This is a genomic window from Microbacterium sp. SCPM-O-B-15248 (M128) (assembly GCF_058214835.1).
Map to the genome: position 1 here is coordinate 123,857 of NZ_JBYQLI010000004.1, position 22,086 is coordinate 145,942.

A 22,086-nucleotide genomic window follows, 5' to 3' on the forward strand; every position below is an offset into this window, starting at 1 on the left:
TCTCCTTCGTTGTGTATCGGGAGGGGCTCAGGGCCGGCCCGCCCAGGGGTCGTAGTCGGCGATCAGTTGCTCCTGCGGCGGACGCTCGGCATCCGGGACGTGCTGCAGGTTCACCCGCACGCGGTACCAGAGCGAACTCGACCCGCGCATGCCGTCGAGCAGGACGTCCGCGGGATGCAGAGCCGACGCGGCCTCCGGATGCCGCGACCTCCAGGTCTCGAGGGCGTCGAGCGCCTCGGGCTTCGTCTTCGTGCGGGCGACCTCGATGAGCGGCATCGTCGATGCACGGCGCCCCGAGCCGTCCGAGCCGCGCGGCGGCTTCTCGGCCGGCCCCATCCGCTCGGCGAGCGCCAGGAGCCCCTCGAGGGACCCGACGGCGTCGTCGATGCCCGCGTGGGGATCGCCGTTCGCCGCGAAACGCTCGGGCACCGTGAGCACGGTGAACTCCTCCGGGCGGCGCTCGCGCACCTCGTCCCACGTCAGCGGCGTCGACACGCGCGCGTCGGGCAGCGGCCGGACCGAATAGGCGGATGCCACGGTGCGGTCCTTCGCGTTCTGGTTGAAGTCGACGAACACGCTCTCTCCGCGCTCCTCCTTCCACCAGCGAGCGGTCGCGAGGCCCGGGGCACGGGTCTCGACCTCACGCGCGAGGGTTTCCGCCGCGAGCCGCACGTCGGGGTATGCCCACTCGGGGGCGATCCGGACGAGGATGTGCAGACCACGCGAGCCCGACGTCTTGGGCCACCCGGCGAGCCCGTGGTCCTCCAGCACGTCGCGGGCGACGAATGCCGTGTCCACGATCTGCGCCCAGTCCACGCCCGGCATCGGGTCGAGGTCGATGCGCAGTTCGTCGGGGTGGTCGAGGTCTTCGGCGCGCACCGGGTGGGGGTTGAGATCGAGGCATCCGAGGTTGACGATCCACGCCAGGCCCGCGGCATCCCGGATGACCGTCTCTTTCGCCGACGTGCCCGAGGCGTACTCCAGGGTCGCCGTGTCGATGAAGTCGGGGTGGTTCTCGGGCACGCGCTTCTGGAAGAACGGCTCTTTGTCGAGTCCTCTGGCGAAGCGCTTGAGCACCATGGGGCGTCCGGCCGCACCGCGCAGTGCTCCGTCGGCGACGGCGAGGTAGTAGCGCACCAGGTCGAGCTTGGTGAGCCCGGGGACGGGGAACACGACTCGATCGGGGCTCGTGACCACGACGTCGTGACCGTAGACGTCGAGGGTCACCGGGGGAGTCTTGGCGGGGCTCATGCCGCGAGGCTAGACCCGCGGCATCCTCTGCGCGGGCCCCTTGCGCGGGCCCGTCCCCCGCGTCGCCGGGCGCTGAACGAACGACGAAGGGCCGCCCCGAGAACGGGACGGCCCTTCGTGGGAAGCGGGTGCGTCAGTTGTTGCCGCGCAGGATCGCGAGGATGCGCAGGATCTCGACGTACAGCCACACGACGGTGACCATGATGCCGAAGGCGCCGACCCAGCCGTAGACGCGCGGGGCGCCGTTGCGGACGCCGCGCTGGATCTGGTCGAAGTCGAGCACCAGCGAGTACGCGGCCATGATGACCACGAAGACGCCGATGATGAGACCCAGCGGGATGCCGAAGATCTCGACGCTGCGGAGACCGAACGCGCCACCGGCGAGCGGCACGTTGAAGAGCATCAGGCCGAGGTTCACGAGGCTGAAGACCAGGTAGCCGACCATCGCGATCATGAAGATCTTGGTGGCGCGGGCCGAGGCGCGGATCTTGCCGCTGGCGAACAGGGCGAGGGTCACGCCGACGACCGAGAGGGTCGCGAGGGTCGCCTGCACGACGATGCCGGGGTAGAGGAACTCGAAGAACGCCGAGATGCCACCGACGAAGAGACCCTCGAACGCTGCGTAGGCGATGAAGACGGGGACGGAGGGCTTCTTCTTGAAGATCGCGACCATCGCCAGCACGAACCCGCCGAGGCCGCCGATGATCATCGGCAGCACGTTGGGGCTGGGGTTGGCGACCGTGACGGTGCTCATCGTCCAGATCCAGCCGACGACGGCGGTGACGATGAGGATCGCGAACAGGCCGATCGTCTTGAAGACGGTGTCTTCGACCGTCATGCGGTCGGTCTGCACCGCGCCCGCGGACGGGGCTGCGTACATGCCCTCGATGTTGGCGGTCTCAGCCGCTGCGGCTGCGGTGTTCGCCGGGGGAGGGCTGTAACGGGTCTGGGCGCCGGCACGAGGGTCCTGGAACGCCGGGGTGTTGAAGGCCGGGTTGTTGAGGGCCACAGGGACTCACACTCCAAATACTGGTGATCACAGCACCGTGCTGTCAGACAACAGTAGCCGAGGAGACCGCGAGAATCCTTGTGTCGACTGGGATTCTGCTATGAGCGAGCGGCGTCGGCGGCGCCTCCTCGCTAGCCTGATCCGGTGCCCGTCCACCGGCCCCTGATCATCGGCCACCGCGGCGCTCCGGGATACCTCCCCGAGCATTCGCGGTCGTCCTACGCCCGAGCGATCTCCGCGGGGGTGGATGCCGTCGAGCCCGACGTCGTGCCGACGCGGGACGGCATCCTCGTCGTCCGGCACGAGAACGAGATCGGTACGACGACGGACGTCTCGGCGCGCGCGGAGTTCGAGGCCCGGCGCCGCACGGCGGTCGTCGACGGCGAGCGGCTGGAGGGATGGTTCACCGAGGACTTCACCTGGGCCGAGCTGCAGACCCTCCGCTGCCGGGAGCGGGTCCCCGCTGTTCGGCCGCGGAGCGCGGCCCACGACGACGAGGACCCGGTGTTGTGCCTGCGCGACGTCCTGGATCTCGCGCGCGCCGGGGGAGTCGGGGTCGTGCTCGAGATCAAGCACGCCGCGTTCTTCGCCCGCGCCGGCTTCGACATGGCCGCGCTCGTCGAGGGCGAGCTGCGGGATGCCGGTTGGTGGGACGATCCCGGTCTGGTCATCGAGTCGTTCGAGCCCCTCGTGCTGGAGCGGTTGCGGGAGCGTGGCATCCCGGCTCCGCTGGTCCAACTCGTCGAGGCGAGCGGGGCGCCGTGGGATCTGCGCGAGCGCGACGGGGCGCGGGCGCCGTCGTACGCGTCGATGCTCACGCCCACGGGGCTGGATGCGCTCGCCGAGTCGGTCGAGGGGATCAGCCCCGACAAGCGGCTGATCCTCGCGCCCGACCGGCTCGGACGCGTGCGCGGGCCCGCGCCCTTCGTCGCCGAGGCGCACGACCGCGGGATGCGGGTCCTCACGTGGACCTGTCGCCCCGAGAACCCGTTCCTGCTGCCCCCGTTCCGGCGTTCCGGCGGGGCGGCGGCGTTCGGAGACTATGAGCGCGAATGGGCCGTGCTGCGCGACGCGCGGCTCGATGGGGTCTTCGTCGACCACCCCGACCTGGGGGTCGAGTTCTTCCGGGCACGGTGATGACCGGCGCAACCCCCGGCCGCGTGCCCGTGCAGCGGACGAGGATGGCGGGATGACGGTGGACGTGACGGTGGTCGGCGGCGGCATCTCGGGACTCGCGTGCGCGCGGGCGGTGCGGGATGCCGGGAAGTCGGTGCACGTGATCGATCGCGGGCGCCGCCCGGGCGGTCGCCTCTCCAGCCGCACCCTCGACGGCCGGGCCGTGGACCTCGGGGCGTCGTACTTCGTCGTCGGAGACGACGAGGGGTTCGCGCGCGTCGTCGACGAGTGGGAGGCGCGCGGACTCGCGCGGCCGTGGACCGACACGTTCTCGGCGATCGACGCCGACGGCACCGTCACCCGGAAGACCGGCCCGATGAGGTGGTCGGCCCCGGCGGGCCTGCGCTCGCTCGCGCTCGACCTGGCCGAGGGACTCGACGTCGAATCGGGTCGCGCGGTGGAGCGCGTCGCGCCGTTCCGCGTCGACGGCGAGGAGGCCGGCGAGGTCGTGCTGGCGATGCCGGAACCGCAGGCCCGCCGCCTCGTCGACGTGCCGCCGGTCGCCGCCCAGGAGTGGGAGGCCGTGATCGCCGTCGTGCTGCGGTGGGACGAACGGCTGTGGCCGGACGACCTGCACGGCGTTTTCGTCAACGGTGATCCCGCCATCGCGTTCGTCGCCGACGACGGCGACCGCCGCGGCGACGGGGCTCCGGTCCTCGTCGTCCACACCACCGCTGCGGCGGCGCAACGGCACCTCGACGACCCGGATAGCGTGATCGCGCCCGTCGTCGCGGCGATGCGCCGCGTGCTGCAGATCCAAGCTGAGCCGGTGGCGACGCATGCGCACCGCTGGACCTTCGCCCGCCCCGCGGGGACGACCGGGGCGCCGTTCTTCCGCTCCCCGGGGCTGTCGCTGTGCGGCGATGCGTGGGGCGAATCGGCGGCCGTGCGCACGGCGTGGGCCTCGGGCGACGCGCTCGGTCGCGTGCTCGCGGCATCCTGAATCCCGGGGGCATGTCGGCATGCCCCCCTAGGGTGGAGGGATGGACGCAGGGGGCGCGGGCATCGAAGCGGTACAGGTCAAACGGGCGTTCGGCGGGGTGACCGCCGTCGCCGACGTGACTTTCTCGGCCGAGCCGGGGCGGGTGACGGGACTCGTCGGACCGAACGGATCCGGCAAGACGACGCTGTTGCTGATGCTGGCGTCGCTGCTGCGGCCGGACCAGGGTGAGATGCGGATCGCGGGCGTCGATCCGGTCGCCGATCCGGCGGGCGCGCGACGACTTCTCGGATGGATGCCGGACTCCCTCGGCGCGTGGCCGAGCCTGACCGCGCGCGAGGTCCTCGTCGCGACGGGGCAGCTCTACGACCTGCCGCGCGCCGCCGCCCGGTCCCGCGCCGATGCGCTGCTCGAACTCGTCGACCTCTCCGCGCTCGCCGCCTCACCCGCCCGGGTGCTCTCGCGCGGGCAGAAGCAGCGCCTGGCGCTGGCGCGGGCGCTCGTGCACGACCCGCGGGTGCTGCTGCTCGACGAGCCCGCGTCGGGTCTCGACCCGCAGGCGCGGATCGCGCTGCGCGTGATGCTCCGGCGTCTCGCGGAGGAGGGCCGCACGATCCTCATCTCCAGCCACGTCCTGTCCGAGCTCGAGGAGGTCGTCGACGACGCCGTGTTCGTGCTCGACGGCCGGACGGTGGGCCGCGATCGTCTCGCCGCCGCGACCACGCGCGTGCGTCCGTGGCGGGTGCGCCTGTCGACCGATGCCTCGCGCGGGACCGAGTCCGATCGAGGCGCTGTCGCCGCAGCCCTCGGCCGTACGGCCGACGATCTCGGTGTCGACCGCCGCGACCTGCTCGTGCCGTTCAGCGACGAGGCAGCCGCCGTCGCGGGTCTGCGGGCCCTGGTCAGCGCCGGCCTCCCGGTCTCCGAGTTCGCGCCCGCGGTCGGCGACCTGGAGCACGCCTTCCTCGATCTCCGAGGAAACACCGCGACCGAGGGGAGCCCCGAATGAACCTGCGTCGCCTCGGCACCGTGATCGGGATCGATCTGCGCCAGCGCGTGCGTTCCGTGGGCTGGTACGTGCTGCTCGGCGTGTTCGCCGTCATCCTGCTGGCACTGCTGCTGCTGTCGTTCTCGGCGTTCTCACTCAGCACGGGCGGCAACGGGTGGTTCTACTCGATCGTCATCATGTTCGTCCTGCTGCTCGTGCTGCTGGTCTCACCGACGCTCAGCGGGAGCGCGGTGAACGGCGATCGGGATGCCGCGACGCTCGCGCCCGTGCAGGTGACGCTCGTCACGACGACCGAGATCGTCCTGGGCAAGTTCCTCGCGGCGTGGATCTCGGGCTTGGCGTTCCTCGTCGTGGCGCTGCCGTTCCTCATCGTCGCGACGTTCGCCGGGTCGTTGAATCCCGCGGTCATCGCCTCGTCCCTCGGCATCCTGGTGATCGAGGTCGGCGTGGTCGCGGCGATCGGGGTCGGGGTGAGCGCGATCGTGGCGCGCCCGGTCTTCTCGGTGGCCACGACCTACCTCATCGTGGCGGCCCTCACCCTGGGAACGCTCATCGCCTTCGGCCTGGGGGGAACGGCGCTGCGGTCGGAGCAGACCACCACGACGCGCGAGATGGACTGGAACGCGGTGCCCGCGGGGTGCGACCCGTACCTCGAGAACGACGTGACAGGGTGCCCGAGCGTGGACGAGATCGGCTGCACGACGTCGACGTACACGAGCGAGGTGCCGCGCTTCGACCGGGTGTGGGGCGTGCTGGCGGCCAACCCATTCGTCATCCTGGCCGATGCGACCCCGCCCACCTACGACAGGTACGGCAACCCGTCGGATCTGTTCTCGCAGATCGCCTCGGGCGTCCGCCTGGCGCAGATCCCGCCCGACCCCGCGCCCGCCTACGACTACTGCGCGGCTACGCCACTGACCGACGAGTCGATGGAGGATCGCATCGCGGGGACCGTTCCGAGCTGGTTCGTCGGTCTGTTCCTGCAGCTGCTGCTCGCGGGCGGACTGCTGGCGTGGGGCATCGCGCGGACGCGCACGCCCGCGCGACGCCTGCCGCCGGGGACGCGTATCGCGTGACGGCGCGGGTGCGTGACGTCACCGACCGCTCGACGGCACGGGGCGCCCGCGGTCAGCGCAGTCGTTCGGCGAGCGCGATCGCGTCGTGAGGGGCGCGCCCGCGCGCATCGTTGTCGAAGTAGACGAACACCTCGCGGGGATTGCCGTGTCGGTCGGTCGCGGAACGCCAGCCGCGGATGCGATCGGCCCATTCGTCGAGCTCGGCAGCGGTGTAGCCGCTCGAGTAGAGCTCCGTCGAGCCGTGCAGCCGGACGTACACGTGATGGGCGGTCACCGCGTCGAAGGCGGGCCACCGGCCGGCGGTGTCGGCGACGACCAGGGCGACACCGTGCTCGCGCAGGAGCTCGGTGGCGCGCGGGTCGCCGAACGTCGATGACCGAGGTTCGACGGCGTACCGCAGGGGAGCGTCCGCGTCGATCTCGAGCCAGGAGCGGCCGTCGAGTCGGGCATCGTGCCCGCGGGCGAGATCGAGCGCCTCACCCGTCGTGCGGGGGAGGCGGCAGAGGAAGCCGCCGAAAACCTCGGGGTCGAACTCCACCCGTTCGGGAAGCTGCCACAGGATCGGTCCCAGTGTCGGGCCGAGCGCGAGGACGCCCGAGGCGAAGAAGTTCGCCAGGGCCGCGTCGATGTTCCGGAGCCTCAGCATGTGCGTCACGTACCGCGACCCCTTCACCGCGAAGACGAAAGTCTCCGGCACCTCCGACCGCCAGCGCCGATAGCTCTCCGGGCGCTGGAGCGAGTAGAAGGAGCCGTTGAGCTCCACACTCGGCATCCGCTCGGCGAGGTACTCGAGCTCGCGCCGCTGCACGAGGCCCGGCGGATAGAAGTCGCCCCGCCACCGCGGGTACCGCCACCCCGACGTCCCGACGTAGGCCGTTGTGGTCAGGCGTGTCCCTCGCTGGCGGGGAAGTCCGGGCCGGTGGGCTGATCGGCGTCGACGTCGTCGCCGGTGTGGTCGTCGAGGTCGACGTCCTCTTCCGACTCGGCGGCGTCTTCGCGAACGTCGTCGGTGACGGCGTCGGTGGGCGCTCCGCTGTCGGCGTGCGCGTCGTCGGAGTGGCGGGTGGGCAGATCCGGAGTACTCATGTCGGCCACGGTGCCCCATCTGGGCGGAGTGGGCGAGCGGCTTGACAGGCTGTCAGTCGGTGGCATCCGGGATCGACAGGTCGACGGCGGGCCAGGCCGGGAGCGGATCCTCGTACCGCACCCACGCCTCGGGCCCGGCGGCGAGCTCGTCGTCGGTCAGGGCGGCGAGGTCGAGCACGTGCCGCAGGCGCGGTGCCGAGAGGTCGAGCCCGGTGAAAGCGATCTCTTGGCCGACGCCCATGCGCCCGTCGTCGGTGCCGATCGGTTCGATCCACATCGCCGACCCGACGTGTTCCCAGCGGGCCAGGATGCCGGGGCGTGAAGCGATCCGGCAGAACCCCGCGGAGCGCACGAGGCGTCCGGCCGCGCCGTCGTCGAGTCTGTCGAGTGCGGTCTGCAAGCGCTGCGGGTGGAAGGGACGCACCTGGTCGTAGCGCAGAGTGCTGACGCGGTTGTCACGCATGTACGGATCGTGCTCGTCGTTGAGGGTGCGCACCCAGCCGGCGCGCTCGAGGATCTCGGTCTCGTCTTCTCGCGGCGCGGCCGCGCCCAGATCGGTGCGCGGGTCGCGGCTGAGCCGCAGCGTCGCCCGAGGATTGAGGTGGGATGCCAGCGCCATCTGCACCGCGAGAGCCGCCGTCGGAACCTGCTCCCAGTTGACCCACACGATGCGGGTCGCGAGTTCGAGTGCGAGAGCTGCCTGACGCGCGCGAGCGCCGACGTCGCCGCGGGTGTCCCCGGCCGGGGCGGATGCCACGAGCGGTGCCCCCTCGAGCAGGTCGCCGATCATGTGACGCGCGTCCACGATGCACACGGCCTCGACCTCGACCCCGCCCCTCTCGGCGATCGCGTGGATCAGGTCGACATCGGTGCCGAGGTCGACCACGGCCCGTTCGCCGGCGGCGCGCGGTCGGGGTCGAGGGAGGGCGTGCGCGGCGCGGAGATCGCGGTAGCGGAGGAGGTGCAACGGGCGACCGAGGGTGGCGGCGATGCGTTCGGCGTAGGCCTGCCTCTCGGGCGCGCACACGCCCATCGTCACGATCGTTCTCTCCACGGCATCCGCCCTTCGTTTGTCGGGAATCGACGGACAGCCTATCTTGTTATTGAGAACGGTTATCAACAGGAGGATGCCATGAAGGTCCGCAACTCGATCACGTCACTGAAGAACCAGCCCGGTGCGCAGGTGGTCCGCCGCCGTGGGCGGGTGTTCGTGATCAACAAGCTGAACCCGCGGTGGAAGGGGCGGCAGGGCTAAGGCGAACGAGAACCGTTCCCGATTGACTGCACACATTGCAATTCGTTTATGTGTGTGGTGATGTGGATGCGTGGACAGGATCGCGGGACTCGAGGACGCCGCCGAGCTGTTCAAGGTTCTCGGCAACGAGTCGCGCCTCGCGCTCGTCTGGCTGTTGAGCCGGGAACCGCTCACGGTGGGCGCCCTCGCCGCTCAGGCCGAGTTGTCGCAGCCCCTCGTGTCGCAGCATCTGCGGACGCTGCGGCAGGCCGGGCTCGTGACGTCGGAGCGGGAGGGCAAAGAGATCCGATACGCCCTCGCCGACCAGCACGTCGCCCACGTCGTGCTCGATGCGATCACCCACGTCCAGGAATCGAACGATCAGGGGAACGAGCAATGAGCACCACCGAGACGCACGCCGAGCACACCGTCGATGAGCACGCCCACGGCGACGACTGCGGTCATCAGAAGATCGAGCACGGCGACCACATCGACTACGTGCACGGCACGCACCACCACGCGCTCCACGGTGACCACTACGACGAGCACGAGTCGAAGGCCGAGCACGGCGTCGACGAGCACCGTCACGGAGACGACTGCGGTCACGAGAAGGTCGCGCACGACGACCACGCGGACTACGTGCACGACGGACACCGTCACGCCCTGCACGCCGACCACTACGACGAGCACTGAGCTGTCGCAGAGCCGTCCCGGGCCCGCCTCTCCGTTCCGGAGGGCGGGCCCTTCGCGTCGAGTCAGGCGGTGTCGAAACGCGCGATCAGGCGTGTGAGGGTCGGGAGACTGCGCGAGGTCGCGGGCTGGCCCGTGAGGCGCTCGATCACGGGAGTCGCGTTCGACTCGCGATCCCGTTCGTTGACGGTCACGACCCAGCCCGCGCCGCTGTCGAGGATCCGGCACCGGCGCCGGGCGGCTTCGTGTTCGGTCTGCGCGTCGAGCATGATGGCGTCTCCGCGGTGGAGGGTGAGCTCGCGCCGCACCGCGTCGCGGGCGTCGCGGTGCGCGGCCACGATGTCTCCAAGCTCGTCGAGCGCGAGCGTGAAGACCTCCCGTTCCACGCCGGTGCGGGCGGCGAGGGCGTCCATCGCGTCGTGAGCGAGCGCCGGGTCGCCGCCGCAGACGACGGTGCCGTTGCTCTGGAAGGGTGCCGGGTCGTGGCATCCGGCATCCACGAAGGCGGCGATGAGGTCGGCGGTGGACACGTGCCCTCGCTGACCCTGGTTGAGGTTCCGGACGAACGCGACGTGGCGCATGTGGGCGAGGGTAGCGCGGTGCGACGCCCGCGAGTCGACGCGACGGCGGGAGTCGAACCCGCCACGCCTTCGGTTATGAGCCGAGGCCCGGGACCGCCCGGATCGCCGCGATGTGTCCCCACGCTAACCGCGGGTCGATCACCGCGCTCCCACGTTGCGGGAAGTAACTCTCCATTTCTCTCCGTGTCACCCGAGGGTCGTGGAACCGGAGGAGTTTCCCCCGGGGCCCTTGCGGTGCGCGGCATCACGGGCGTTGAATCAGCGCAGCAGTGCAGTCGCGATCTGAGGGGGCATCATGACCAGCAACCCATCCGAATACGATCCGGACGGCGGGTACGACCCCGACGGCGGGTACGACCCGGACGGCGGGTACGACCCGGACGGGGGATATGACCCGGACGGTGGCTACGACCCGGACGGGGGCTACGACCCGGACGGGGGCTACGACCCGGACGGGGGCTACGACCCGGACGGGGGCTACGACCCCGACGGCGGATACGTCATCTGACCGGGGGCACCTTCTCGTTCAGGCGAGCGCTCGCCTGAGGACCTCCCGATCGTCGTGAGGCACCTTCACGGTGCCGACGATCTGGGTGGTCTCGTCGCCTTTCCCGGCCACGAGGACGAGATCGCCCGGCCGGGCCATCTGGAGCGCCGCGTGGATGGCATCCACGCGTGACGGGATCTCGAGGGCATCCGGAACTTCTGCGCGGACTTCGGCACGGATGCGATCGGGAGGCTCTCGTCGGGGGTTGTCGTCGGTCAGGATGGCGACGTCGGCGAGTTCGGCGGCGATCGCGCCCATCTGAGAGCGCTTGCCGCGGTCCCGCTCTCCGCCGGCGCCGAACACGAGGATGATCCGACCCGCGGTGCGGGCGCGGACCGAGCGGAGCGCGACGCGGAGGGCGCCCGGATTGTGGGCGGTGTCGACCATCGCCGTCACTCCGTCCTTCTCGGCGATGAGCTGCAGGCGCCCCGGCGGCGGCTCGACGTGCGCGAGCGCGTCCGCGACGGCCGCGGGTTCTCCGCCCGCTCCGATCACGGCCGCTGCCGCGAGGAGCAGATTGGTCACCGCCACGGAATGCACCGTGGGCAGCGAGATCCGGTGCGGCGTTCCCTCGACGCGCAGGACCCCGACGAGACGGCCCTCTTCCTCCCGCACCGCCTCGGTATGCAGATCGCCCCCGTCACCCACGACGATCACCCGGATTCCGCGACGGTCCGCCGCCTCGCGAACCAGGTCTCCCTGCGCGGACTCCGCGGAGATGATCGCGAGCCCGTCCGGGCGCAGATACTCCCGGAAGAGCCGGAGTTTGGCGTTCCAATACCCCTCGACGCTGCGGTGGACGTTGATGTGGTCGCGCTCCAGCCCGGTCGAAACGGCGGTGTCGACGGAGACCCGGTCGAACAACCCGTCGGCCAGAATGCCGACGAACGCCTCGATCGACAGCGCCCGCGCCCCGGCGCGCGCCTGTGCGTCGATCAGTTCGGGCAGGTAGTCGGGGGATCGGCGGACCCGGCTCTCGCGAAGAACCCCGTCGACACCCGTCACCCCGGTCGAGTCGTACCCGGCAGCCCGCCAGCCGATGAGTGTCATCAGCTGCCGCGTCGCGGTCGCGACGCTGGTCTTCCCGTTCGTCCCCGTGACGGCCGAGATGATCGGCCGGCCCGTCGGCGGTTCGATGCGAAACGTCATGGTGCCCCCTCCACGTCGCGTCATCATCTCACCGCGAGGGATGCCGGACACCCCTGCTGTCGAGGATCGCTTGCGTCGAATGGTCGAGGTGCGCCCGCACTGCGCGCACGGGGTCGGCCAGTGCTTCCTCGACGTAGGCGCGATGCTCGGTCGCCAAGGCCCCCGGGGCGTAGGCGGGGCGCACGTGCGTGAGCAGCAGGTGCATCTCGGAATCGAGCCGGCGGTACTCCTCGGCGATGCGCGGGGAGTCGGCGGCATCCACCAGGGCCAGATGCACCCGGGCGTGAGCGTCGAGGGTGGCGGGCCAGTCGCCCGAGGTTTCGGCGGCCGCGAGAGCGTCGAGGGCATCGTCCACGGCAGGGGGACGGATGCCACGGTCGCGCACGATCCGCAGAGCCTCGGTCTCGAGGGCGCACCGTAACTGCTGCAGGGCGACGAGCGCGTCGTCGTCGAGCAGAGAGACGCGCACACCGCGGTAGGGCTCGGCCGTGACGAGACGTTCGGCCGTGAGGCGCGCGAGGGCGGTGCGCGCGGTGTGCCGCGAGACGCCATGCGTCGCGCTGAGCTCCTCTTCGCGCAAGGCGGTGCCCGGAGCGAGGTCGCCCGACAGGATGCCATGACGCAGGGCCGCGGCGACGACGTCGGCCGCGCGGGGGCCGGGTGCATCGCTCGGCCGGCGACCCGCTGCGTCCGTCGCGCGCGCGGCGGCTTCGCTGCTCGGCCGCGGGGATGCAGCATCGGCGGGGACGAACGGCTGCATCGGGGGATCACGCCGGGGCCGTGGCATCCGGAACCTCCTCACGTCGACGCGACGGAGCGGAGACCACGGCGAGGCCCATCGCGATGAGCGCGAGGCCGACCGCGCTCACGGCGCTCAGCTGCTCCTGCAGCACGAGGAGTCCGAGGAGCGTCGCACCGAGAGGCTCGGCGAGCGTCAGCGTCGAGACCGTGACGGCGGTCAGACGCGCGAGTCCCCACCCGAACAGCAGGTACGCGACCGCGGTGGTCACGACGCCGAGCCACAGGGCCAGGCCGAGACCGTTCGGGGTGAGCAGCCACGACGTTCCTGCGGCGAGCAGCACCGGTAGGCTCGCGACGGCGGCGACACCGAACACCGTGCCCATGACGCGCGTGGAGTTCCACCCCCTCTCGAACAGCGCCTTGGCGCACACGGTATAGAGGGCGTACGACATTCCCGCGCCCGCCGAAGCGAGCAGGCCGCCCGGGGCCAGGGCGACCGCGCCGCCGGTGACTCCCGAGACGAGCACGACCCCCGCGAGAGCGATCGCGGTGGCGAGCATCCACCGGCCCGAGGGGAGGCGGCGCGAGCGGATGGCATCCACGATCCCCGTCGCGATCGGCGCGGAACCGAGGGCGACCACGGTGCCGATCGCGACGCCGTTCTCGCGCGTGCCGAGGAAGAAGAGCGGCTGATACGCCAGGACGCCGAGGGCGCCGACGGCGATGAGTACGGCCGTGGATCCCCGCCGCGCAGCCGCCCGGGGCGGCGACGTCGGGCGCCGCCGGGCGAGCGCGAGGAGTCCCAGGATGCCGCCGCCCACCACGATCCGCGCGGCGCCGACGGCCACGGGGGAGGCGTCGACCCCGGCCAGCGCCTGAGCCGTACCGGTCGTGGCGAAGCACAGGGCGGCGGCGAGGACCGCGAGTGCGGGAAGCATGGAGAGATTGTTACACAATCTAGGAAGGTTCACTCCCGCAGCGATCGCACCATGGAGCGCAAGGCCGTGCGGGCGGCGAGCTGTTCGGCATCCGTCATCCCGCCGAGCATTCGGCGCTCGACCCCGCGCACGGCGGCGCTCGCCCGTGCGAGGTCGCTCCGTCCTTGCGCGGTGAGGCGGGTGGGGAGGGCTTTGCCGGAGGGGGCGGTCTCGGCGCGCTCGACGATGCCGTCACGCTCGAGGGTCTGCAGGAGCACGTTCATCGACTGTCGTGTCACGAAAGCACCGCGGGCCAGATCGGAGTTCGACGACCCGGGGCGTTGGGCCAGCTGCTCGAGGCAGGAGTAGTGCGTGATCGTCATCCCGAGGGGGCGCAGGACCTCCTCCATGGCGGTCCTCAGCGCGCTCGACGCCTCTTTCAGCAGGTAGCCGAGCGATGTCTCGAGGTCGATTCCCTCTTGCTTCATGTCAGTAGTCTGACATATGCTGGATGTCAGTTATCTGACACAAGGAGATTCCATGCCCGTCACCGGCCCCGACTTCCTCTCCCTCCAGGTGCGCGACCTCGGCGCCTCGCAGGCCTTCTACGAGCGCTACCTCGGCCTCGTCCGATCGCCCGCGGGTCCGCCGCACGCCGTCGTCTTCACGACGGCGCCGATCGCTTTCGCGCTGCGCGACCTCGTGCCGGGGACCGACATCGACGCGGTCGCACAGCCGGGCCTCGGCGTCGCCCTGTGGCTGCATGCCACCGACGTGCAGGCGATCCACGACGCCCTCGCCGCCGCGGGGCAACGCATCGTGTCCGCGCCCATCGACGGACCTTTCGGCCGCACCTTCACCTTCGCCGACCTCGACGGGTACCACGTGACTCTCCACGACCGCGCGTGAGGTGTCTGCCGCGGGTGCTCCGGGGTGCGGTGCCGCGGGTGCCTCAGCCGCCGCAGAAGCGCACAGGCGCGGGCCGGTAACGTGGGTGCATGGCGACGACGACGGGGCGAGGCATCCTGGCCCTCGGCGTCGCCGCCGCTCTGCTCATCGCCGGGGTGGTGATGGCACTCGTGGTCGATCCGTTCGCCCGGATGCCGCGCAAAGTGGATGCCACGACCGAGTGGATCGCACGAGGGCTCCTGCTCCTCGCCGTGGCGTGGGTCGCGATCGGGATGCTCGCGTCCCGGACCCGCCTGGTGGGGCGGCCGGGCGCCGCCGCGGCGCGCGCCACCTGGATCGCGTCGACGCGCCCGTGGCGTGCGCGCGAGTCGACGCTGGGCGTGTTGCCCCTCGACCGGTGGTTCATGATCATCATCCCCGGTGGCCTGCTCGTCGCCACACGTACGGTGCAGGCGCAGCGCGAGGGACTGAGCAGCGTCGCCTTCGCGGTCGCGGGATGGCTCGTCTTCGCGCTCGTCGTCCGACTGCTGCTCGGCTCGCGCTCGCCATGGCCGATCATCGCCGCCGTGGGCGGAGCGCTCGTGCTGCGGTGCATCGTCGCTCTCGCGGCGATCGGGCTCTCGGGCCCTGACGGTGCGTGGCCCACCCTGTGGGGTGTGTCGTTCGTCCGGATCGCCTATCTCACCGTGGCGTTCGCCCTCGTGGCGTGGGTGTTCGTCGTCGCCGGCTGGTCTCTCGCGCCGCAGCTCGGTCCGCGTCGTGCGGCGGGGATCGCGCTCGGCGGGGTGGGCATGGCCTTGGCGCTGCCCACGGTCGCGGCCGCTGTGTTCGGCACGGGCCCCGCCCTGTCGTCGTGGAACAACCAGGTCGGGGTGCTGCCGTGGCACCTGGCCCGGATCAGCGGTCTGTACGACGGAGCCGTGCCGGCCGAAGCGATCCTGAGCGCAGCGGTCGTCGGCGTGCTCATGACGATCGCGGGCCTCGTGCTCGCCCTGCCGTTGCGGCCGGGCGAGCGACGGCCTCGGAGACTCGCGGCCTGAGGCCGCGGCTTAGCCGGCGAGCGTGCGGTCGAACGGGCCGCCGCGCCGGATGTCGCGCACCTCTTTACCGAGCGGCATGAGCGACACCGGCACGAGCTTGAAGTTCGCGATTCCGAGCGGGATGCCGATGATCGTGATGCACAGCACGAGCCCGGTGATGATGTGCTCGAGGGCGAGCCACCACCCGGCGAGGATCACCCACACGACGTTGCCGAGGAACGACCCCACGCCCGCGGTCGGCTTCGCCACGATCTCGCGGCCGAAGGGCCACAGGGCGTACAGGCCGATGCGGAACGAGGCGACGCCCCACGGAATGGTGACGATCAGGACGCACAGCACGACACCCACCGCCAGGTAGCTGAGGAACAGCCAGAAACCCGACAGCACGAGCCAGAGGACGTTGAGGATGAGGCGCATACGTCGATTCTCTCGCGTTCGGCGAGAGCGGGCCGGATGCCCCCTTTTCTCGGATCCACGACTGTTCACCCGTCGGACACCGGCACGGCCGACCGTGGTCACCCACGCGTGGTCCAGTGGCGGGACCCGATCTCCCGAGGAGTGTCATGTCGACCCTGCGTCGTGCCCTGGCGGCCGTGGCAGCGAGCGCCGTGTGCGCCGCCACCGTCGTCGCTCTGCCGTTCCCGTCCGTGGCAGCCGAGCCCGCGGGCGTCCGGATCAACGAAGTCGAATCCAGCGGGGGAACCCCCGGCGACTGGGTGGAATTCGTCAACACCACGTCGTCGTCGGTGTCGTTGGCCGGGTTCACCTTCAAGGATGACGACGACACGCACGCGTTCGTCTTCGGAGCCGACGCGACGATCCCCGCCGGGGGCGTGTACGTCATCGACGAGAAGGACGGCGTCGGCAACTTCGGATTCGGACTCGGCGGCAAGGACTCCGCGCGCCTGTTCGACCCGAACGGTCAGCTCGTGGACTCGCGCTCCTGGACGGCGCACGCGGCGACCACGTACGGGTTCCAGCCGGGCGGCTCGCCGGACTGGGCGGTCACGGCGGAGCCCACGAAGGGCACGGGCAACGTCTTCGGCGGATCGACGCCCACACCGACTCCGACTCCTAGCGCGACGCCCTCGCCCTCGCCGACCACCGCGCCCGCTGCCGGCGTCGTCGTCAACGAGATCGTCTACGACGCCGTCTCGGGCGTGCCCTCGGACAGCATCGAGCTCTTCAACGCCGGCGTCTCCCCGGTCGACATCGGCGGCTGGAAGGTGAGCGACGACAAACGCAGCGAGGTCGGCACGATTGCCGCCGGAACGGTTCTGACGCCGGGGGCCTTCCTCGTGCTCGTCAAAGACACGGACTTCCCGTTCGGCCTCGGCAAGGGCGACGAGGTCGTGCTCTTCGACAGCACCGGTGCGGTCGTCGACGCCTACGCATACGCCAACACGGCGCCGCTGGCCACGTGGGCTCGCTGCCCCGACGGCACCGGTGCGTGGGCGCCGGCGACCGTCGTCACCCTCGGTGCGGCCAACGTCTGCGCCGCCCCCTCCGTCCCCGGGAGCGTCCGTCTGAACGAGGTCGACTCGCAGCCGGCCGACTGGGTCGAGCTCTACAACCCGGGGTCCACCGCGTTCGACCTCACCGGATACGAGCTCCGAGACAACTCCGACGACCACCGCTGGACGTTCCTCCCCGGCACGATGCTGCCCGCCGGCGGATTCCTCGTCGTCGATGAGGCGACCGAGGGCCTGGTGGGCGGCGTGCGTGCGGCCTTCCGCGACCCGATCGGGATCGGCAGCGCCGACCGCATCCGCCTCTTCGACGCAGCAGGAACGCTCGTCGACGACACGCTGCCCTGGCAGGGACACGCGGCGATCGAGGGGGACGCGGCGGCAGCGACGCTCGCCCGCTGCCCCGATGGGCGGGGGGATTTCGTGCTGGCGCATCCCACGCCCGGTGCGGCCAACGACTGCGTGCTGCCCGACGTCGTGATCAACGAGGTCGAATCCGACGGCGACGCCACGGACTGGGTCGAGATCGTGAACCGGGCGTCCACGCCCCTCGACATCTCGGGCTGGACCCTGCTCGACAACGATCCGATCGGTCACGCCGCGGACGTCAGCCCGGTGGCGGCCGGCACGGTCGTGGCCCCGGGCGGGCGGTTCGTGTTCGACGGTGGCATCCACTTCTCCTTCGGTCTCGGCGGCGCCGATACCGCCACGATCCGCTCGGCCTCGGGCATCACCGTCGCCGAGTACTCGTGGACCGCTCACGCTCAGGGCGTGTACGCGCGCTGCCCCGACGGTGTCGGTGAGCTGCGCGATGTCGCGCTGTCGACGAAGAACGCGTCGAACGCGTGCGGCAACCCGGTGCGCATCAACGAGGTCGAGTCCGACGGCGGATCGCCGGACGACTGGATCGAGTTGGTGAACCCGACCGGTTCGCCCGTGGATGCCGCGGGCCTCGTGCTCAAGGACGACGACGACTCGCACATCTACACCCTCCCCGCCGGCTCCACTCTTTCTGCGCGCGGCCACCTCGTGGTGGAGCGTGCCGACCTCGGCTTCGGGCTCGGCGGCGCGGACTCCGTGCGCTTGTTCGAGGGCGAGACCCTCCTCGATTCCACGACATGGACCGCCCACGCGTCCGCCACCTGGGGTCGGTGCCCTGACTCCACGGGCGTGTTCGGCCCCACCTTCACCTCGACCAAGGGCGCGGCCAACGTGTGCGAGGCCCCCGCGGTGGCGTGGCCGGGTGTGCCGGAGGCCCGCGTGGTCGATACGGCCCCCACGTTCCTGTCCGACAGTTCGGGTCTCGACAGTCAGGTCACGGCCGACGGCACGTTCTTGTGGGCCGTCGACAACGGCACGGGCACGTTCTGGAAGCTCGCGGTCGCGGCGGACGGCTCGGCCACCCCGGTCGCCGGTTGGGAGAACGGCAAGCGTGCGCGTTTCCCGAAGGACGCGGGCAACGCCCGTGCCGCCGGACCCGATGCCGAGGGCATCACCGTCGCCGGAGACGGCTTCGTCTACCTGGCCACCGAGCGCGACAACAGTGCGAAGGGCGTGAACCGCAACACGGTGCTGAAGATCGACCCGAACGCCCCCGGGCCGGACGTCGTCGCGAACCAGGAGTGGGACCTCACCGCCTCTCTCCCCGCGGTGGCGGCGAACACCGGACTCGAGGCGGTCGAGTGGATCGCCGACACCGACCTGCGGACGACACTGATCGATCAGAACACGGGTGCTCTGTATGACCCGGCCCGCTACCCCGGCCACGGCGCGGGGCTCTTCTTCACCGCCCTGGAGGACAACGGGCATGTGTACGCCTTCGCGCTGAACGCCGACGGAACACACGCCCTCGTCGCCGAGATCGCGCCCGGGCTCCCGGCGGCCATGGCACTGGACTGGGATAGCGCACTCGGCGTCCTGTGGGTCATGTGCGATGACGGATGCCACGGCGACGGCGTCCAGGTGACCCTCAACGGCACGGTCACGCCGGATGTCGTCCGCATCTCGCGGCCGGCGGGGCTGCCCGACACCAACAACGAGGGCTTCGCCACGCTGCCGGTGGCTCTGGGTGGCGGGTCGACGCGGCCGGCCTGGTGGTTCGCCGACGGGCTCTCTTCGGGCGCACTGCGAGCGGGCGGGCTGCCTGCGGTCGCCGGGCCCGTCGACCCGACGCCGACCCCGACGCCGACTGCGACGCCGTCCGTGACGCCGACGCCGACCATGACGCCGACGCCGACCGCATCGCCGACGCCGATCACGAGCCCGACGCCGACTGGTGCGCCGACGGCGGGAGGCACCGTTCAGCCGCTGCCCGGTGACCAGCTGACCGGTGCCAACCGCGGGCCTGTCCGCGCCCCCGGCTCCGCGGTCGCCGGCTCGCCGATCTCCGTCGTGGTGGATGCCGATCGCGCCGGTCAGCGCGTGCAGGTGTGGCTGTACTCCACGCCGATGCTTCTGGCCGAGGCCACCGTCGACGCCCAGGGGCGCGTCGCGGTCACCCTCCCGGCGGACGTCACGGGTTCCCACCGCATCGCGGTGTATGCCCTCGACGGCACGCTACTCGGATGGGCTCCGGTGGAGATCAGTGCCTCGTCGGCGACGGCGCCCGGTTCGGCTCTGGCGTCGACCGGTGCGACGATCGCGACCAGCGCTGCGGTGGCCGGTGGCATCCTGCTGCTGGCTGGCTTCGTCGTGATGATCGCGCGTCGTCGTCGCACGGTCGGCTGACCCTCGATCCGTGCGGCGCCGTCCCCCGCGGGCGGCGCCGCAGGGCTGCGTGATCCACCGTGTCGGGGGCCCCGCCTAGACTTGTGGCGCCATGACCGACGCCTCCCTGCCCCTCATCGTCGGCGCTTCCGCGCCGTCGGACGCCCGCCCCGACGCCGACCTGCTCGCCGGTCTGAACGGGCCGCAAAGAGAGGCCGTCACCTACCGCGGACAGGCTCTGCTGATCGTCGCGGGGGCCGGGTCGGGCAAGACGAGCGTGCTGACGCGGCGCATCGCCTCCCTGCTGCGCACGCGCGAGGCCTACCCGAGCCAGATCCTGGCGATCACCTTCACCAACAAGGCCGCGGGCGAGATGCGCGAGCGCGTCCACCAGCTGATCGGGCAGAAGGCCGACGGCATGTGGATCTCGACGTTCCACTCCGCGTGCGTGCGCATCCTCCGGCGCGAGGCGCAGCAGTTCGGCTTCACCAAGGCGTTCACGATCTACGACTCGGGCGACTCGCGCGCCCTCATCAAGCGCCTGGTGAAAGAGCACGAGGGTGATGCGTTCGGTCTCACCCCTGCGGGCACGCAGAGCCGGATCTCGAAGCTCAAGAACGAGCTGGCGGATGCCGAGTCCTACGCGCGGCAGGCCAATACGAGCGACCCCGCAGAGCGCGTGTTCATCGAGATCTTCTCGGCGTACCAGCGCGAGTTGCAGCGCGCGAACGCGTTCGACTTCGACGACCTCATCGCGCAGACCGTCTACCTGTTCCGGGCGTTCCCCCACGTGGCCGACGTGTATCGCAAGAGATTCCGCCACATCCTGGTGGACGAGTACCAGGACACCAACCACGCCCAATACGCCCTCATCCACGAGCTGACCCTGCCGCCCGGCAGCGACGCCGAGCCGATGTCGGCGGGCGGCGGCATGATGATCTTCGAGGCCGAGCCCGCGGCCGAGAGCGGGGCCTCGCTCACCGTCGTCGGTGATTCCGATCAGTCGATCTACGCGTTCCGTGGTGCGGACATCCGCAACATCAGCGAGTTCGAGCGTGACTACCCGGGCGCGAAGGTCGTCCTGCTCGAGCAGAACTACCGGTCGACGCAGAACATCCTGTCGGCGGCGAACGCGGTGATCTCGAACAACTTCGACCGCAAAGACAAGAAGCTCTGGACCGACGTGGGCGCGGGCGACCCGATCATCGGGTTCACCGGCTACTCGCAGCACGACGAGGCGCAGTTCGTGGCCGACGAGATCGAGGCGCTGCACCGCACCGGCGTCGACTACGCGCAGATGGCGGTGTTCTACCGCACGAACTCGCAATCCCGTGCGCTGGAAGAGATCTTCATCCGCTCCGCGGTGCCCTACAAGATCATGGGCGGCACCAAGTTCTACGAGCGCGCCGAGATCAAGGACGCCCTGGCCTACCTCGTCGCCGTGGCCAATCCCGCCGATGAGATGGCGCTGCGCCGCATCCTGAACAAGCCCCGCCGTGGCATCGGTGATGTCACCGAGACGGCGATCGCGCGCTACGCCGCCGACCACGGCATCACCTTCCGCGACGCGCTCGCCAACTCGCCGCAGCTGGGCGTCGGTCCGAAGCTGCAGAAGGCGATCGACCACCTCGACGCGGTACTGAGCGAGGCGACGGCGCTGATGCTCCCGGCATCCGGAGAACTCGCCCCCTCGACCTCCGTCAGCGAAGGGCTCACCCTGCTGCTGAACAAGAGCGGCTACTTCGACGCCCTGCGCGCCAGCCGCGACCCGCAGGACGAGGCGCGCCTCGAGAACCTCGACGAACTCGTCGCCGTCACGCGTGAGTTCGCGCGCAACAACCCCGACGGCACGATCATCGACTTCCTCACCGAGGTCGCCCTCGTCGCCGACGCCGATGACCTCGACGACGCATCGGGCTCGGTCTCGCTCATGACCCTGCACACCGCGAAGGGACTCGAGTACGACGCGGTGTTCCTCACCGGCGTCGAGGAAGACCTGCTGCCGCACCGCATCTCGGCCGGCGAACCCGGCGGACCGCAAGAAGAGCGGCGCCTGTTCTACGTCGGCATCACGCGCGCGCGCAAACGCCTGCACGTGTCGCTCGCGATGACCCGGGCGCAGTTCGGCGAGGTCACCGTCGCGATGCCGAGCCGGTTCCTCCAAGAGATCCCCGCCGACCTCATCGACTGGCGGCAGTCGCCCGGCGACGTCAACGGGCGGGGAGGCACTCAGTCCCGAGCGCTCAACGCTCGCGGCCGTCGTCCCGGGCAGAGCAGTGGGGGCAATCGGTACGGCGACGACCTCGTGCCGCTGCCCAAGCGCGCGCCCGCTGACCCGAGCAAGTTCCCCAACCGCATCCCCGCCAAGGTGCGCGACAACGGCGACATGGAACTGGCCGCCGGCGATCGCATCCGCCACGACGACTTCGGCGAAGGACGCGTGGATGCCATCACCGGCGAGGGTGCGAAAAGGGTCGCCCACGTGCGCTTCGACACCGTCGGGGCCAAGAAGCTGCTGGTGAAGATCGCGCCGATCTCCAAGCTGTGAGGCGCCCG

The 22,086-nt window shown here is 70.9% G+C and carries 23 protein-coding genes and 1 tRNA gene; 12 read left to right on the plus strand and 12 right to left on the minus strand.

Translation table 11 applies throughout. The features are described from left to right. Positions 1–27: 27 nt before the first annotated feature. Together ligD and AC3E6M_RS08895 are read right to left on the minus strand one after the other, a co-directional pair. Positions 28–1,251 carry a non-homologous end-joining DNA ligase gene (gene ligD / locus AC3E6M_RS08890; RefSeq protein WP_490529674.1) on the minus strand — a complete coding sequence of 408 codons (1,224 nt, stop codon included), beginning with the start codon at positions 1,249–1,251 and terminating at the stop codon, positions 28–30. 133 nt (positions 1,252–1,384) lie between these two features. Then, positions 1,385–2,260, minus strand: a complete 876-nt coding sequence (locus AC3E6M_RS08895; protein ID WP_490529675.1) for a Bax inhibitor-1/YccA family protein — start codon at positions 2,258–2,260, stop codon at positions 1,385–1,387. A 144-nt stretch (positions 2,261–2,404) separates the two neighbouring features. On the opposite strand from AC3E6M_RS08895, the gene AC3E6M_RS08900 reads away from it, so the two are divergent. The 4 genes from AC3E6M_RS08900 to AC3E6M_RS08915 are packed head-to-tail and all read left to right on the plus strand — an operon-like array spanning position 2,405 to position 6,461. After that, positions 2,405–3,397, plus strand: coding sequence for a glycerophosphodiester phosphodiesterase family protein (locus tag AC3E6M_RS08900; protein ID WP_490529676.1), 993 nt, complete (start codon positions 2,405–2,407; stop codon positions 3,395–3,397). A 52-nt stretch (positions 3,398–3,449) separates the two neighbouring features. Beyond that, positions 3,450–4,379 carry an NAD(P)/FAD-dependent oxidoreductase gene (locus AC3E6M_RS08905; protein ID WP_490529677.1) on the plus strand — a complete coding sequence of 310 codons (930 nt, stop codon included), beginning with the start codon at positions 3,450–3,452 and terminating at the stop codon, positions 4,377–4,379. Between the two features lie 40 nt (positions 4,380–4,419). Then, positions 4,420–5,385, plus strand: a complete 966-nt coding sequence (locus tag AC3E6M_RS08910) for an ABC transporter ATP-binding protein (protein WP_138175340.1) — start codon at positions 4,420–4,422, stop codon at positions 5,383–5,385. Beyond that, positions 5,382–6,461 (plus strand): ABC transporter permease, encoded by a 1,080-nt coding sequence (locus AC3E6M_RS08915; protein WP_138175338.1) that lies wholly within the window; start codon positions 5,382–5,384, stop codon positions 6,459–6,461. The genes AC3E6M_RS08910 and AC3E6M_RS08915 overlap by 4 nt, the downstream gene beginning before the upstream one ends. Positions 6,462–6,513: 52 nt before the next feature. Here AC3E6M_RS08915 and AC3E6M_RS08920 read toward each other — a convergent pair whose 3' ends face one another. Genes AC3E6M_RS08920 through AC3E6M_RS08930 form a run of 3 tightly spaced genes read right to left on the minus strand, consistent with a single transcriptional unit; the run spans position 6,514 to position 8,601 of the window. Then, positions 6,514–7,347 (minus strand): DUF72 domain-containing protein, encoded by an 834-nt coding sequence (locus AC3E6M_RS08920; protein WP_138175362.1) that lies wholly within the window; start codon positions 7,345–7,347, stop codon positions 6,514–6,516. Next, complete coding sequence (locus AC3E6M_RS08925; protein ID WP_138175360.1) at positions 7,344–7,547, minus strand: hypothetical protein; 204 nt, start codon at positions 7,545–7,547, stop codon at positions 7,344–7,346. The genes AC3E6M_RS08920 and AC3E6M_RS08925 overlap by 4 nt, the downstream gene beginning before the upstream one ends. A 52-nt stretch (positions 7,548–7,599) precedes the next feature. Continuing rightward, positions 7,600–8,601 carry a GTP-binding protein gene (locus AC3E6M_RS08930; protein ID WP_252370975.1) on the minus strand — a complete coding sequence of 334 codons (1,002 nt, stop codon included), beginning with the start codon at positions 8,599–8,601 and terminating at the stop codon, positions 7,600–7,602. Between the two features lie 78 nt (positions 8,602–8,679). Here AC3E6M_RS08930 and ykgO point away from each other — a divergent pair, with 78 nt between their 5' ends. The 3 genes from ykgO to AC3E6M_RS08945 all read left to right on the plus strand — a co-directional run bounded on the left by ykgO (position 8,680) and on the right by AC3E6M_RS08945 (position 9,474). Next, positions 8,680–8,802: a type B 50S ribosomal protein L36 gene (gene ykgO / locus AC3E6M_RS08935; RefSeq protein WP_134124926.1), complete on the plus strand. Its 123-nt coding sequence runs from the start codon at positions 8,680–8,682 to the stop codon at positions 8,800–8,802. A gap of 70 nt (positions 8,803–8,872) precedes the next feature. Next, positions 8,873–9,181, plus strand: coding sequence for an ArsR/SmtB family transcription factor (locus AC3E6M_RS08940; RefSeq protein ID WP_138175336.1), 309 nt, complete (start codon positions 8,873–8,875; stop codon positions 9,179–9,181). Further along, the gene (locus AC3E6M_RS08945) at positions 9,178–9,474 is read left to right on the plus strand and encodes a hypothetical protein (protein WP_138175334.1); all 297 of its coding nucleotides are present in this window, start codon (positions 9,178–9,180) and stop codon (positions 9,472–9,474) included. Before AC3E6M_RS08940 ends, AC3E6M_RS08945 begins: the two co-directional genes overlap by 4 nt. Before the next feature lie 62 nt (positions 9,475–9,536). On the opposite strand, the gene AC3E6M_RS08950 is transcribed toward AC3E6M_RS08945, so the two are convergent. Together AC3E6M_RS08950 and AC3E6M_RS08955 are read right to left on the minus strand one after the other, a co-directional pair. After that, positions 9,537–10,052: a DUF1697 domain-containing protein gene (locus AC3E6M_RS08950; protein ID WP_138175332.1), complete on the minus strand. Its 516-nt coding sequence runs from the start codon at positions 10,050–10,052 to the stop codon at positions 9,537–9,539. A 37-nt stretch (positions 10,053–10,089) separates the two neighbouring features. Then, a tRNA-Met gene (locus tag AC3E6M_RS08955) sits at positions 10,090–10,162 on the minus strand. Between the two features lie 185 nt (positions 10,163–10,347). On the opposite strand from AC3E6M_RS08955, the gene AC3E6M_RS08960 reads away from it, so the two are divergent. Next, positions 10,348–10,560 carry a hypothetical protein gene (locus AC3E6M_RS08960; RefSeq protein ID WP_490529678.1) on the plus strand — a complete coding sequence of 71 codons (213 nt, stop codon included), beginning with the start codon at positions 10,348–10,350 and terminating at the stop codon, positions 10,558–10,560. Positions 10,561–10,578: 18 nt separating this feature from the next. Here the strand turns inward: AC3E6M_RS08960 and AC3E6M_RS08965 are convergent, their stop codons facing one another. From AC3E6M_RS08965 to AC3E6M_RS08980, 4 genes are read right to left on the minus strand one after another with little or no spacing between them, the layout of a single operon-like run. Beyond that, a complete protein-coding gene (locus AC3E6M_RS08965; RefSeq protein ID WP_490529679.1) occupies positions 10,579–11,748 on the minus strand; it encodes a Mur ligase family protein in 1,170 nt (389 codons plus the stop codon). Positions 11,749–11,776: 28 nt separating this feature from the next. After that, entirely contained in the window at positions 11,777–12,508 is a 732-nt protein-coding gene (locus AC3E6M_RS08970; protein ID WP_490529680.1) for a GntR family transcriptional regulator, read from the minus strand. Positions 12,509–12,515: 7 nt separating this feature from the next. Further along, positions 12,516–13,427, minus strand: a complete 912-nt coding sequence (locus AC3E6M_RS08975) for a DMT family transporter (protein WP_490529681.1) — start codon at positions 13,425–13,427, stop codon at positions 12,516–12,518. Positions 13,428–13,456: 29 nt separating this feature from the next. Continuing rightward, positions 13,457–13,894 (minus strand): MarR family winged helix-turn-helix transcriptional regulator, encoded by a 438-nt coding sequence (locus tag AC3E6M_RS08980; RefSeq protein ID WP_138175322.1) that lies wholly within the window; start codon positions 13,892–13,894, stop codon positions 13,457–13,459. Positions 13,895–13,946: 52 nt separating this feature from the next. On the opposite strand from AC3E6M_RS08980, the gene AC3E6M_RS08985 reads away from it, so the two are divergent. Continuing rightward, positions 13,947–14,315, plus strand: coding sequence for a VOC family protein (locus AC3E6M_RS08985; RefSeq protein WP_490529682.1), 369 nt, complete (start codon positions 13,947–13,949; stop codon positions 14,313–14,315). An 89-nt stretch (positions 14,316–14,404) separates the two neighbouring features. Next, complete coding sequence (locus tag AC3E6M_RS08990) at positions 14,405–15,355, plus strand: hypothetical protein (protein ID WP_490529683.1); 951 nt, start codon at positions 14,405–14,407, stop codon at positions 15,353–15,355. A 9-nt stretch (positions 15,356–15,364) separates the two neighbouring features. Here AC3E6M_RS08990 and AC3E6M_RS08995 read toward each other — a convergent pair whose 3' ends face one another. Beyond that, positions 15,365–15,772, minus strand: a complete 408-nt coding sequence (locus AC3E6M_RS08995) for a YccF domain-containing protein (protein ID WP_490529684.1) — start codon at positions 15,770–15,772, stop codon at positions 15,365–15,367. Between the two features lie 146 nt (positions 15,773–15,918). Here AC3E6M_RS08995 and AC3E6M_RS09000 point away from each other — a divergent pair, with 146 nt between their 5' ends. Together AC3E6M_RS09000 and AC3E6M_RS09005 are read left to right on the plus strand one after the other, a co-directional pair. Continuing rightward, positions 15,919–19,551: a lamin tail domain-containing protein gene (locus tag AC3E6M_RS09000; RefSeq protein ID WP_490529685.1), complete on the plus strand. Its 3,633-nt coding sequence runs from the start codon at positions 15,919–15,921 to the stop codon at positions 19,549–19,551. A gap of 91 nt (positions 19,552–19,642) precedes the next feature. Continuing rightward, a complete protein-coding gene (locus tag AC3E6M_RS09005; protein WP_490529686.1) occupies positions 19,643–22,078 on the plus strand; it encodes an ATP-dependent helicase in 2,436 nt (811 codons plus the stop codon). Positions 22,079–22,086 lie beyond the last annotated feature (8 nt).